The organism is Paenibacillus sp. AK002 (genome assembly GCF_053903045.1).
Genome location: NZ_CP096377.1, coordinates 1563864 through 1577014 on the forward strand (window position 1 = coordinate 1563864; position 13151 = coordinate 1577014).

General features: G+C 54.2%; 10 protein-coding genes. 9 read left to right on the plus strand and 1 reads right to left on the minus strand.

Going from position 1 to position 13151, the window contains the following annotated elements:
- Positions 1-179: 179 nt before the first annotated feature.
- Both M1D70_RS06585 and M1D70_RS06590 read left to right on the plus strand, forming a co-directional pair.
- Complete coding sequence (locus tag M1D70_RS06585) at positions 180-1922, plus strand: ABC transporter ATP-binding protein (protein WP_456289480.1); 1743 nt, start codon at positions 180-182, stop codon at positions 1920-1922.
- On the plus strand, positions 1903-3765 hold the full coding sequence (locus M1D70_RS06590; RefSeq protein ID WP_009591688.1) for an ABC transporter ATP-binding protein: 1863 nt from the start codon (positions 1903-1905) through the stop codon (positions 3763-3765). The genes M1D70_RS06585 and M1D70_RS06590 overlap by 20 nt, the downstream gene beginning before the upstream one ends.
- A 306-nt stretch (positions 3766-4071) precedes the next feature.
- Here M1D70_RS06590 and M1D70_RS06595 read toward each other — a convergent pair whose 3' ends face one another.
- The gene (locus M1D70_RS06595; protein WP_456289481.1) at positions 4072-5466 is read right to left on the minus strand and encodes an MFS transporter; all 1395 of its coding nucleotides are present in this window, start codon (positions 5464-5466) and stop codon (positions 4072-4074) included.
- A 119-nt stretch (positions 5467-5585) separates the two neighbouring features.
- Here M1D70_RS06595 and M1D70_RS06600 point away from each other — a divergent pair, with 119 nt between their 5' ends.
- The 7 genes from M1D70_RS06600 (at position 5586) to M1D70_RS06630 (ending at position 13048) form a co-directional block, all read left to right on the plus strand.
- Positions 5586-6497 (plus strand): LysR family transcriptional regulator, encoded by a 912-nt coding sequence (locus M1D70_RS06600; RefSeq protein WP_456289482.1) that lies wholly within the window; start codon positions 5586-5588, stop codon positions 6495-6497.
- Between the two features lie 350 nt (positions 6498-6847).
- Entirely contained in the window at positions 6848-7624 is a 777-nt protein-coding gene (locus tag M1D70_RS06605; RefSeq protein WP_456289483.1) for an ABC transporter permease, read from the plus strand.
- Positions 7621-8421 (plus strand): ABC transporter permease, encoded by an 801-nt coding sequence (locus M1D70_RS06610; RefSeq protein ID WP_009591717.1) that lies wholly within the window; start codon positions 7621-7623, stop codon positions 8419-8421. The genes M1D70_RS06605 and M1D70_RS06610 overlap by 4 nt, the downstream gene beginning before the upstream one ends.
- 15 nt (positions 8422-8436) lie before the next feature.
- A complete protein-coding gene (locus M1D70_RS06615; RefSeq protein WP_456289484.1) occupies positions 8437-9423 on the plus strand; it encodes an ABC transporter ATP-binding protein in 987 nt (328 codons plus the stop codon).
- 93 nt (positions 9424-9516) lie between these two features.
- Positions 9517-10191, plus strand: a complete 675-nt coding sequence (locus tag M1D70_RS06620) for a response regulator transcription factor (protein WP_456289485.1) — start codon at positions 9517-9519, stop codon at positions 10189-10191.
- A gap of 186 nt (positions 10192-10377) precedes the next feature.
- Positions 10378-10863, plus strand: coding sequence for a DUF3995 domain-containing protein (locus tag M1D70_RS06625; RefSeq protein WP_456289486.1), 486 nt, complete (start codon positions 10378-10380; stop codon positions 10861-10863).
- Between the two features lie 214 nt (positions 10864-11077).
- Positions 11078-13048 carry a tetratricopeptide repeat protein gene (locus M1D70_RS06630; RefSeq protein WP_456289487.1) on the plus strand — a complete coding sequence of 657 codons (1971 nt, stop codon included), beginning with the start codon at positions 11078-11080 and terminating at the stop codon, positions 13046-13048.
- Positions 13049-13151: the final 103 nt, after the last annotated feature.

A 13151-nucleotide genomic window follows, 5' to 3' on the forward strand; every position in this document is an offset into this window, starting at 1 on the left:
TAGTGGTAATGGAATGCGATTTCCCGCGATAATTTTCATCCTTCGGCAAGATCTAGGAGAAAATATATTATAATGGACATATCCAGCCATGGTACGAACTAATATTGCTACTACATGAAGACCTATGGGTAAATGATGTAAGAATAGGATAAGGGTCTTCGACACTCGGAGGAATGCATATGGGAATCGTCTTCTCGATCTTGAAAAAGTACCGCGTTGCAGCGATTGCGGCACTTGCCATGATGCTGATCGAGCTCACCGTCGAGCTGATTCAGCCGCTGCTTATCTCCAAAATCATCGACGACGGCATACAGAAGCAGGACATGTCCGTCGTATGGATGTGGGGAGCCGTTTTGACTGGAAGCGCTATTATAGCCTTCATCGCCGGGATATCCAGCTCTTTTTTTGCGGCGCATACGAGTCAGGGGCTCGGTTATGATCTTCGCGATCAATTGTATGACAAGGTGCAGTCTTTCTCTTATTCGATATTTAACCGGTTCGCCACCTCATCGTTGATTACCAGGCTTACGGGTGACGTCACCCAGATCCAGGACACGGTGTTCATGGGCCTGCGGTTCATGACGCGCGTCCCGCTGGTGGTGCTCGGCAGCATTATCATGGCACTCGTAGTGAATGTGAAGCTGGGCTTGCTGCTTGTGCTGACCGTGCCCGTATTGTTCATTTTCATCGCTTGGATCATGAAGCGGGCTGCCGATGCGTTCCGCAGCGTCCAGCAGCGGCTCGACGCGGTGAACGGCGTCATTCAGGAGAATCTGACCGGGATTCGCTTGATCCGCGTATTCGTGCGCATGGGCCATGAAATCGAGCGCTTTGCCCGTACCTCCGGCAAGCTGATGAGCACCACCGTCTCGACCTTGCGATTAACGGAGACCACGATGCCGTTTATTCTCCTCGTTATGAACGCCGGGATCATGGCGGTCCTGTGGTTCGGCCGCAAAGATATTGCGTCCGGGAGTGCCAGCGTCGGCGAGGTGGTCGCCGTCGTCAACTATTCCCTGCGCTGCATCGGCGCCATGTCCGCCCTGTCTTGGGTCGTCGTTGCCTTTTCCCGCGGACGTGCTTCCGCCCAGCGTGCGCAGGAGGTGCTGGGCACGGAGGATACGGCGGCAGGCTCAAACAAGGACCAAGCCGGAAAAGTGGATATTCAGGGGGGCGTCAAATTCGAGCAAGTGAGCTTCAGTTATCCGGGCAGCGACATCGACGTCCTGACGGATATTTCCTTTGAAGCGAAGCCCGGTGAGCGCATCGCCATCATGGGAGCCACAGGTTCCGGCAAATCCTCGCTGGTCCAGCTGATTCCGCGGCTTTACGAGGAAGAGAAGGGGACCGTGTTCGTGGACGGCGTGGACGCCGCGACGATCAATGAGGTGAACCTGCGCAGCGGCATCGGCTATGTGCCGCAGGAAGTGCTGCTCTTCTCCGGGACGGTGCGGGAGAATATTGCTTGGGGACGCGAGGATGCAACGATGGAAGAAATTCAGGAGGCTGCTCGCCGAGCTCAGATTCATGAGACCATTGAGCATCTGCCTAACGGGTATGACACGATGCTGGGCCAGCGCGGGGTCAATTTGTCCGGCGGACAGAAGCAGCGCCTGTCGATTGCGAGGGCGCTCGTGCGAAAGCCCGCCATCCTCATCCTGGACGACAGCACCAGCGCGCTTGACGTCCGAACGGAAGGCGCTCTGCTGGATGCCCTCAAGGATTTATCCTGCACGACGTTTTTGATTACGCAGAAGATCAGCTCGACCACTTCGGCGGATTTAATATTGCTGCTGGATGACGGGCGTTTGATCGGAAAAGGGAATCATGACGCTTTGATGAAAAGCTCCGCTCTGTATCGACGCATTTATGAATCCCAATATGGAGAGGAGGCGCAGCATCATGCTCAAGGCATTCACTGAACCGTTTCGTCACCCGAAACCGAAGCTCGATCTTGACAAGAACAAGGATGGCGGCAGCCGTGGCGGCAAGCCGAAAGCCAAGGCCAAAAACTGGTCGGGCACCCTCTCCAGGATATGGACCTATCTTGCCCGGCGCAAAGGGAAACTCGCGCTCGTGCTGCTGATGGTGATGTTCAGCTCGGGCCTGGCGCTGCTGGGTCCCTATCTGCTCGGCGTCGGGGTGGACAAATTTCTGGATGATGTACGAAATCCCGAGAGCACCATCGATTCCGCCTGGCTGTACTTTCTGGTTGGCCTGGCCGTCGTATATGTCCTTCAGGCCTTAACCACCTGGCTGCACAACGTCTGGATGATCGGCATCGCCCAAGAAACCGTGTACCGGATGCGGATGGATCTGTTCACGCACCTGCACCGGCTGCCGATTCCGTTCTACGGGAAGCGTCAACAGGGCGAAATCATGAGCCGTCTGACGAATGACATCGAGAACGTGAGCTCGACGCTCAACAGCTCGGCCATTCAAATCTTCTCGAGCGTGCTGACTTTAATCGGCACGTTAACCGTCATGTTATGGCTTAGCCCGCTGCTTACGCTTCTGACGTTCCTGGTCGTGCCCCTGATGATGATGGGGATGCGCTGGATTACCCGCCGGACCGGCCCGCTGTTTAAAGAGCGTCAGCGCAATCTGGGGGATCTGAACGGTTACATTGAAGAAACGCTGTCCGGGCAGCGAATCATCAAGGCTTTTTCCCAGGAGGAACGGGTGGTCCGCGAATTCGATGATCGCAATCAACGGATTCGTCTATCGGGCTTCTGGGCGCAGAGCATATCGGGCTTCATTCCGAAGCTGATGAACGGGCTCAACAACTTGAGCTTTGCGATCGTGGCGGGCATTGGCGGCATCCTGGCGATCCAGGGGCATATTACGATCGGCGTCATCATTATATTCGAAAGTTACGCGCGGCAGTTTACGAGACCGCTGAACGATCTGGCGAACCAATGGAATACGCTGCTGTCCGCCATTGCGGGTGCGGAACGCGTATTCGAAGTGCTGGACGAAGAGGTTGAAGCGAAGGATGAAGGAGCGGCCGTCACGCTGAAGAGCGTAGAGGGGGCGGTCAAGTTCGACAACGTCTCGTTCTCTTACGATAAAGACGGGGACACCCTGGAAGGCATCAGCTTTGAAGCGAAGCCCGGCGAGATGATTGCGCTGGTCGGTCCGACCGGTGCGGGAAAAACCACCTTGATTCAGCTTCTCTCCAGGTTTTACGATCCGGACAGCGGAAGCATTACCCTGGACGGCCGGGACATTTCTTCGATCCGCAGGGAAAGCCTGCGTTCGCAGATGGCTTTCGTGCTTCAGGACTCGTTCCTGTTTCAGGGCACCATCCGTGAGAATATTCGTTTCGGCCGGCTGGATGCGACCGACGAAGAAGTGGAGGAAGCCGCAAAATTGGCTAACGCCCACTCGTTCATCGTGCGCATGAAGGACGGTTACGACAAAATGCTCAAGCCTGACGGCAGCGGCATCAGCCAAGGGCAGAAGCAGCTGCTTGCGATCGCAAGGGCGATTCTGGCCAACCCCTCCATGCTGGTGCTGGATGAAGCGACAAGCAGCATCGATACCGTAACGGAGATCAAGATCCAGGAAGGGCTGCAGCGATTGATGAAGGGCAGGACGAGCTTCGTGATAGCCCATCGTCTGAATACCATCCGTTCCGCCGACCGCATCCTGGTGCTGAAAGACGGACGCCTGCTGGAGCAGGGCTCCCATGATGAGCTGCTGAAGCAGGGAGGGTTCTACAGCGACTTATATCATGGACAGCTGAAGCGCGCCGCCATGTAACCTTAGAGCCGGCACCAAGAGGAAGAAGCGCATGTTCTTCTCTGCCCGCAGCCGCGTTTGGACGTATAAGGGTTACTAGGTATAGGCAGGCACCATAGTATCCATAGCATCGCCATCGCATCCAACAAAATTAAAGGCATCAGGACATCATCAAAACCACCGGAGCGGCTACAGCCAAGCGTTGCTCCGGTGGTTTTTGTGTTGACATGCGCGGATTCAGATCTGCGCGGCCTGTATGAGAGCCCCGGATCATTTTCGGATGGGCAGGCATGTTTCATCAAACGACCCCGCATTGGCTGCCGTTCCTTATTTGGATCCGGTAGTTTGAACCTGCAGCTTATGCTGTGCCGTTCTGCCAAATTGCAGCATAAACAGCAGAAGGATTCCTGCTTGCAACGCCACCAAGACGATATAGATGTTGCTGTAGGTTGAAGCTCCCTGTACCATGCTCAGCGGGTTCCAGCGGGTGCCGGCGCCAAGGTCGACGGCTTTGCCGTAAACCCCGGTGGCAATCGCGCCGGACAGGAAGTTAAGCAGGGAGAACAGTCCCATGCCGACGCCGGTTTGCTCTTTGGGCAGCGATAAGGAAATCGTCTTGGAGAGCGAGATTTGCATAAACATGATACCGACATTGCCGAAGATCAGGAACAGTGCGATCAGGAGCGGCGATACGCCAGCGAAGGTGGACAACAGGGCAAAGCACAGCAGCAGCAGGGTGGAAGCCGCATAGAATAAATAGCGGGTTCCCTTGGTATCCGCGAGCTTGCCGCCTCTTCCGCCCAGCATGGCCGTGACCACGGCTCCGGGCACCATGACAAATCCGATCCATCCCGGAGCCAGACCGTTCAAATCCGACAGCAGCTGCGGAGTAAGAAAAGGCAGCGCATAACCGACGCTCATGATGAACATGCCGAGGACAAGTCCGACCGTGTAGCTTCGGTTGCGGAATAAACGGGGCTGGACGAAAGGCGCTTTAGCCGAACGAATGCGCAGAAGGAACGCAAGGAACAGGATCAGGCTGCCTAAACCGAATATCCAGCCGCCTTGGGTCACCGAGAGGAGCAGCAGCGCAACCGTTCCGGCCAGAAGGCCGCCGCCGAGCCAATCGATCCGTGCGCCCTGGCCCTGTTCATTGTCCAGATATTTGCGATAGAGAGGGAGGGTGGCCAGGATGAGCAGCGGAATGAAAAAGAGCCATCTCCAATGGAACGTGCTAACGACCAATGCGGAAACCACCGGCCCGATCGCGTTGCCGATGGCGAGCCCGGTCGCCGTTATGCCGAGTGCGCGGCCCCGGTTTTCCGCAGGGAAGTAACGGACGGGAATGATCATGGCGATTGCCGGAATGACGGCTGCCCCCGCTGCCTGAAGGATTCGTCCCAGCAGCACCATCCAGTAGGCCTGTGCGGCCAAGCCCGTGATGGAACCGACAAAGAAGAGAAGCAATCCGAAGGTGACCAGATTTTTGAGTTTATAGGTGTCGGCCAATTTTCCGTACAGGACGGAGCCTATGGCATAGATGAGCATGTAAATCGACGATACCCAGCTGACCTGGGCGAAGGAAAGCTGGAATTCCTGGCTGATTTCAGGAAGCACGATATTAAACATGGTTGCGCTCATCGACGAGAGAATCATCGTAAACGCCAGAATGCGTATTAATTTTTCAGCCGACGGCTGTTGCGGTTGTTGATGTTCGTTCATGTGATTTCCCCCTTTCCTTTGGTTACGATTTATTCTACAATCGATAGTTAATAAATAAAAATATATATTATGACATGCATTCATATACTCAAGGATATCAATAAAGGAGGAAGAATCTCATGGAACTGCTTCAGCTGCATTATTTTCAGACGGTGGCCCGAATGGAGCACATGACCAAGGCCGCGAAGGAACTTCGCATTGCCCAGCCTGCGCTCAGCAAGACGATTGCCCGCTTAGAGGAAAATTTGGGGGTGCCTCTGTTTGATCGGCAGAGCCGGCAAATCAAGCTCAATTCATTCGGGAAAGCTTTTCTGAAAAGCGTCGATACGGCGTTATCGGCCCTAGAGGAAGGCAGGAGGGAAGTGTCCGATTTGGCAGGCATGGAGCGGGGGAGCATCCGCATAGCAACGACGGCATTGCCTCGGCTGTCCAAAGCCCTGGGCGCTTTCCGCGCGCGATATCCTGATGTGAATTTTCGCATCATTCAGATTCCGCCCAACTCCACGATGGAGATGGTGCAGATGCTGGAAAACGGAGAAGTCGATCTATGCTTTACCGCGGCGGCCCTGGACGAAGACCACATTCGGGAGATTCCGGTCCTACATGCGGAGGTGTTCCTGGCGGTGCCTCACGGCCATCGATTGGCGGGACGGTCCCGCATTGCCCTTCAGGAGGTGGCGGGGGAGGCCTTCATCGAGTACAAGGCAGGCCATCCGTTTCGTAAAATGAACGAAGAGTTTTGCCGATTGGCCGGGATCAGCCGGGAAGTCGTATGTGAAGTCGATGAGCCGGCAGCATTGTCCAGCCTCGTATCGGCCGGGCTTGGAGCCGCATTTGTACCCGGATGCAAAGGGGACGACATGCCCCCGTACGCGATGGTGCGCATTGAGAAGCCTTCCTGCTACCGCACCTTTACCGTAGCCTGGCTGGAGCGGCGCTACTTGTCCAAGGCCGCGACGGAGTTCCAGTCATTCCTGGTAGACTATTTCCGCGAGTTTCAGGAGCCGATGAAGCATAAAGACGTGATCTGACAAATCACGTCTTTTTTCTGTCCGGCCGCCTCCCTTCTACATAAGCCGAGCATCCCCTTCATACCGTTTTATAGACCAACGAACAGGGGAAGCAGATGTCCCCGCCCGTTGGTTACTCATCATGACGATGAAGTCTTCGCACGCCCATGACTGTTGTTCTCAACCGGCCTAGGGAAAAGAAGGCTTCTTTTTTTGCATGCCGGATTTTCGGCCCGATAATCACCCGATGTTCCTTGCGAAAAAATCCTTGCCTGAAATGGAACGTTCTGGTATGCTATTGTCCTTCTCTCATTTTCGCCTTGTCTGAAGTGGATGGGTCCGCCATCTAAAATGCTTATCGGAGGTGCTTCATGCTTTATTTCACATTGGCTTCCAAAGCCTATGCCCGCAATTTGCAGTACCGCGGCGCCCACATGGTGCACAATGTCGCCAGTGCGATGTTCGGCTTCATGTATGCCTGTATCTGGCTCGGTCTCGGTGCCGATTGCGCGCTCGGAGATTACGGAACGCAGGGAATGGTCGGCTACATCGCCTTTACGCAAGCCGCGCTCTGGGTTTCCAGTTTCGTCACGAATGGCCTCGGCATCCCCCAAGCCGTGCGAACCGGCCATATTTCCCTGGATTTGATGCGTCCCGTTCATTTGTTCAGTCATTTGATGGCCAAGGAATGGGGGCAAATCGCCTACCAATTCGTTTACAAATCAATCCCGATCTACCTGGTGTATTATTTTGCCTTCTCGCTGCAGCTGCCCGGAAAAGCAGTCACCTTCCTCTACGTTGCCATTGCGCTCGCAGGCGCCGCCTACTTATCGATTTGCATCAACTATCTCATCGGCGCATCGGCATTATGGACAACGGAATCGTCTTGGTTGTATTGGGGCAACCACGCGATGATTAATCTCCTGGCCGGTTTCTTCATTCCCATCGAATGGCTGCCGGGCTGGCTTCAGGCGATTGCCTGGTGGTCGCCGTATCCGTATCTGCTCTATGTGCCGACCCGGATCTATCTGGGCTTCGATGACGTTTCCCATCTGTGGGGCACGTTGTCATGGTGCGTGCTGCTGACGCTGGCAAGCCTGCTGGCTACCCGCTTCCTAAGGCGGAAAGTGGAGGTGCAGGGAGGATGACCGCGAGATCCTGGCTATCCCTGTATGCGCTGCTGATCCGGACGAGCATCAAAAGCCGCATGCAGTACAAATTCAATTTCATCCTGGCTTCGTTTCTTGCCGCATTGATCCAAATTTCCGAGTTTCTCATGGTCGCCATCGTCCTCTACAAGTTCGGAGCCATTCAGGGCTGGTCCATGCATGAAATCGGGTATTTGTTTGCCGTCATGACGCTGTCGAAGACGCTCTACCGGACGCTTGCGGATGAAGTGCATCATCTTGAGAGATATTTGGTCAACGGGGAGCTTGACCAACTGCTGACCCGTCCCATGCCAGTGCTGCTGGCGCTCATGCCGCAGAAATTCCGGATCATGCTGGGCGAAGTGCTGCAGGGCGGATTTCTGCTCTGGTGGTCGCTGCATGGCATGATGGCGGCAGGTCAGGTGGGCTGGAGCGCGGTGCCGCAATCGCTGTACATTATCGTCACGGGTGCCGTCATCCTGTTCTCGATCGGCCTTGCGACCGCAACCTTCGGTTTTTGGACGACCCGGATCACCGAGCTTCAGAACTTGACGGAGGATGCGGCCCGGACCGCGGCCCAGTATCCGCTCACGCTGTATCCCAAATGGATGTCGTCGATCCTGCTGATCGTGGTCCCGGTCGGTTTGGTCAATTATGTCCCGTCGCTATACATACTGCGGGGCGAGCTCGGAGCCTGGGTGCTGCCTGCGTTGGCTGGAGCGGCCCTGTTATGTCTCATCTTAAGTCTGAAATTCTGGCAGTTTGGTTTGACGAAATATCAAAGTACAGGGAGCTAAAGGAGGAATGCGTCCATGATTGAAGTGAGCAACATACGCAAGGAGTTCAAAACGCCGGTCGTGAAGGAGGGGCGCTTCTCCGGTCTGCGAACCCTGTTTACGAGAGAATACCGGACGAAGGAAGCCGTAAAGGGGATCAGCTTTCAAGTGGAGCCGGGGGAATTCGTCGGTTACATCGGTCCGAACGGCGCCGGCAAATCCACAACGATCAAAATGCTGACCGGCATTCTCCACCCGACCTCGGGCCGCGTTTCGATCGGAGGCATGAATCCGCACAAGGAACGGCGCAGCGTCGTGAACAATCTAGGCGTCGTATTCGGTCAGCGCAGCCAGCTGTGGTGGGACTTGCCGGTGAAGGATTCCTACGATATTTTGGCGAAAATGTACAGCGTGGATCAGGCGGACAAGGAGCGCAGACTCGGACAGTTTGCCGAACTTCTGGATTTACGGGCGTTCTGGGAAACGCCTGTGCGCAAGCTGTCGCTAGGGCAGCGCATGCGCGCCGACCTCGCGGCCGCGATGCTGCATGATCCGGACGTGCTGTTCCTGGATGAGCCGACGATCGGCCTGGACGTGAACGCCAAGCGGAACATCCGCCACTTTCTCAAGCTGGTCAACGAGCAATTCGGCAAGACCATCCTGCTTACGACGCATGACATGGATGATATCGAACAGCTCTGCAATCGCGTGATGGTCATTAACAACGGCGAGCTTTCCTATGATGGAACGGTGAAGTCCCTGCGGGAGACGATCGGGCTGCCTACGGTCATCACCGTGACCTTCCGCGGACCTTTTGCCATTCCTGAGCAGTTTCAGGGGGAAGGCAATCTTTCCGTCCCGATCCGCGTGACAGGTTCTCTGGATAACACCGTCACGATTGAGGTGAACCGCCGCGAGATGAACACGCTTGATATTTTTAAAGAGCTGGGCCGCTGGGGCGAGCTGGATGATATCGATATGGAAGATCCCGATTTTGAAGACGTGATTCATAAGGTTTACTGACAAAATCAGGAGAGGGCTTCAAATAGGAGCCCTCGTATCTCTCCAATATGCTAAACTACCAGTATATCCCTCATAAGGAGTCAAACATAGACGATGAGTTTTACTATTCTATACATAGAAGACGATAAGGAGATCGGCGCTTGGTCCAAAGATTTTTTAATCGAACTTGGCTATAAAGTGATCTGGAGGACTTCAGGTCATGATGCTATGGAATATTTTGAACATTGCAGCCTGGTCATACTGGACATCATGATCCCAGGATTGGATGGCTATACGATCGGCCAGCGGTTCAAGCAGCGCCGTCCGGATGTACCGATCTTAATGCTGACTGCCAGAACGTCAATGGAGGATAAACTGCAAGGACTATCCTTTGCCGATGATTACATGACCAAGCCGTTTCATCCCGACGAACTGGCTGCGCGCATTCAGGTGCTGTTAAGACGTTCTGGTTCTATGGCTTCGGATAACCTCCAGGTGAAGCATTTAAATATTGACCGGAGAACGAACCGTATATTAAATACGGAAACGATGGATGAAATCGTTCTTACGGGCAAGCAATTTCACATTTTCATGTATTTAATCGATCATTTGAATCAAATATTGACCCAAAAGCAAATCTACGAGGCCGTATGGAGGGAACCGTATATTCATGGCGACAAATCGCTTATGGTGCATATTCGCCATTTACGGGAGAAGATCGAGATCGATTCAAGCTCTCCTCAAATAATAGAAACGATCCGGGGGGTCGGATACCGGGTGTGCTCATGAATGTGGGGCGCTCGCTTATGAGCAGACAAAGGAAATGAACTTGCCATGGGAAGTGAAGTCCACTCCTAGCGGCTCCTCAGCTATGGTTTGGGCGGAAACTTAAACGTAACTTAAACTTCGAGTCAACTTAATGCTCTCTTTAGATAGGTAAGATGAGCTTGAGGTGATGAAATGAATGATTCAAGAATGAAAAAAGCGGGGGTTGTTGCTTGCATTGCTGCTGTGCTGTATGCCCTCCCCCATTATTGGTGGGGGCTCGGCTTCGGGTTTGCATTCCCCGGGGATTTCCAGGAGACGCCGGATGATTTTTGGTCACATGCGATCGGCTACTGGGGAATGGGAACCATCGCTATGTTGGCTGCCGTTTTCGCGCTTGCTTTCATCAGGCCTTGGGGGAGACGACTGCCGAAATGGATGTTAATTGTACCTGCAACAGCCGGTTCGGTGTTGTTGTCATTATGGGGATTTATCTATTTCGCCCTGCAGTATCTGTTAGCGGTTGGACGCGTTCAGTCGGCCCCGATGCACGCTGCTCAAGATGCAAGCCCCATGGCGGTGTGGGGATACTTCTGGTATGCGCTTTTTCTGGTCTGGGGAATTTCGCTAGGCATTGCCGCATACCATGCCGGAAAAACCCGATGGCGGAGAATGGAAGAGCATTTCACTAAATAATCGGAAGTAATATTTTGGATTGCACATTTTTGGTATCTTTATACAATATAATAGGATACACACCGAAAGAGGAGCCAGGAGGTTCCTCTTTAATTTGGGTGCAAATGGACATAGAGGAAGTATAATATAGAGATAAGACGGAAAGCTGCGCCGGCTCTAATCATACGAGCCCAAGAAACCAAGAATAACATCTACATACAAAGGATGAGCCACCATGAAGTTGATGAAGCGGATCTGGTTCCGTATCGGTAACCATTACAGGAAGAAGCGGGATTTTGAGCAAGCCCTTAAATATATGAGAAAAGGCGAGAGCGCCATTACAAGTTTTAATGACAAGCTGCACTATGCGGAACTGCTGCACAACAGCGGCTATTCGGATGAGGCCGTGGCTTATCTGGGACGCGTGATCGAAACGAGCGGCAGCCATCGCGCGTACGAGCGGCGCGCCCATATTCTGCGCGAGCTGAACCGGGAGCGCGAGGCCATCGAGGATTTGGATGAAGCGATTCGATTGAATGCGGACAATTATATGAACTGGTATACCCGAGGCATTGCGCACAAGGATTTGAACCAGTACGACGAGGCGATCCGGGATCTGAAGGAAAGCATCAAGCGTGAGGACGACAGCACGGTAATTTCGACCTACTATGAACTGGGCATGGCCTATTACGAGAACCGGAACCCGGCGGAAGCGGCGCACTATTTTCGTTTAAGCATCCAGAAGCCGGAGCGCGCCATTCCGATGTATTACTACATGCTGTCGGTGTCGCTGGATCTGATGGATCATGTGCAGGAAGCCGTGGGCGTCCTGCAGGAGGGAATCCAGCTGGCTGACCGGTATGAAGCGGAAGCGGATGGCGGATATGCGATGTTCGCGGGAAGCACCAATTACAGCTATGGTGCCTTCCAGACGTTTCAGCGGCAAGCGCGCGAGGCGTATTCCTTCCGGAAGCCCATGGCGGATCTGTACGTGCAGCTGGGGGATTTGGGGCAGGCCGAGCACTATCTGTCGGAGGCCATTGAACGGTATCCGGATACGTACGAACTTTACTTAAAGAGGGCGGAGGTCTTGAATCGGTCCGGCAGCAAAGCTGCGGCCAAAGCCGATTTGGAGTGGGCGATCGAGGCGGAACCGGACGATTACCGCGCTTATTTCGATTTGGCCCGTATCTACCGCGAGGATGCCCGGGAAGAGGAAGCCTTCGAGCTGATTTCGAAGCTGTATGCGAGACAGCCGGGTTCCCCGCTGGCTTGCTACTGGATGGCCGACTGCTACTACCGGCTGGGTCGCCAGGAGGAGGCGTTGGCGACCAATGACAAGCTGCTTAAGCTTGAGCATGATGACGCGCCCAATTATGTGCAGCGTGCCGATATTTATATGGAGATGAACGATCTGCCGTCTGCGGAGCAGGCTTTGAAGGAAGCGGCCGCGCTCCAGGACGGGACCGAGATCCGCAACAAGCTCAGCTACGTGCTCTATCTTCAAGGACGCAACGAGGAAGCGCTGCTGGAGCTGCAGGAAGCGGTCAAGCAGGAAGAAGCCTTTTCCGAGCACCCGACATACCTGGCGGCCAGCGGTCATATTTACAAGGAGATGGGCATGTGGGATCTTGCCATCGATGCGTATTCCCAGGCGATTCAAGCGCATCCGTCCAATCCGCGATTCTATGAATTCCGCGCCGTTTGCTTCGTGGAGACCGGCCAGCTCGAGCGGGGACTGGCGGACTGCGCTCAGGGGCTCAGCTTGAACCCGGGGCAGGGAAGCCTGTACAGCCTGCGAAGCGGAATTTATTATTCGATGGGAGACTACGCGCGCGCGAAGGAGGATACGCTGCAAGTGCTGGAGCTTTCGCCGGGTCATCCCGGGGCATATTTCAGGCTGGGGCAGATTTATTACAAGGATCAGGACGAAGATGCGGCATTGGCTGCATTTGACGAGGTGCTGAAGGTGGTGCCCGAGCATGCCGAGAGCTATCTGTACAAAGCGCATATCTATTACGGCCAGTTTGAGCATGAAGATGCGGTGCAGGCGATCGTGAACTGGAGTTTGCATCTTCAGAAGGAGATGCCGGCTGCGGAGAAAATTCAAGCCATCGAAGGCCTGGAGGGTTTTGAGGAAGGTTTGCTGGATAAGGCGGTTGAACGCTTAACGGGCATGTATGGACATCAGCTTTATTTATCTTAAAGAGCATGCACTTTCTGGCAGTGAGCAAGGGGTGTCACATTTTGTCTAAAATTATGGTATGATTCAATTGTTGTTGCAGCATCATGTGCTCGCAGGCGGTATC

Bases quoted from the DNA above. Each gene is read 5' to 3' on its own strand.
- M1D70_RS06625 (WP_456289486.1), top strand. From the start codon at position 10,378: ATGAAAAAAGCGGGGGTTGTTGCTTGCATTGCTGCTGTGCTGTATGCC.
- M1D70_RS06585 (WP_456289480.1), top strand. From the start codon at position 180: ATGGGAATCGTCTTCTCGATCTTGAAAAAGTACCGCGTTGCAGCGATT.
- M1D70_RS06590 (WP_009591688.1), top strand. From the start codon at position 1,903: ATGCTCAAGGCATTCACTGAACCGTTTCGTCACCCGAAACCGAAGCTC.
- M1D70_RS06615 (WP_456289484.1), top strand. From the start codon at position 8,437: ATGATTGAAGTGAGCAACATACGCAAGGAGTTCAAAACGCCGGTCGTG.
- M1D70_RS06605 (WP_456289483.1), top strand. From the start codon at position 6,848: ATGCTTTATTTCACATTGGCTTCCAAAGCCTATGCCCGCAATTTGCAG.
- M1D70_RS06610 (WP_009591717.1), top strand. From the start codon at position 7,621: ATGACCGCGAGATCCTGGCTATCCCTGTATGCGCTGCTGATCCGGACG.
- M1D70_RS06630 (WP_456289487.1), top strand. From the start codon at position 11,078: ATGAAGTTGATGAAGCGGATCTGGTTCCGTATCGGTAACCATTACAGG.
- M1D70_RS06600 (WP_456289482.1), top strand. From the start codon at position 5,586: ATGGAACTGCTTCAGCTGCATTATTTTCAGACGGTGGCCCGAATGGAG.
- M1D70_RS06620 (WP_456289485.1), top strand. From the start codon at position 9,517: ATGAGTTTTACTATTCTATACATAGAAGACGATAAGGAGATCGGCGCT.
- M1D70_RS06595 (WP_456289481.1), bottom strand. From the start codon at position 5,466: ATGAACGAACATCAACAACCGCAACAGCCGTCGGCTGAAAAATTAATA.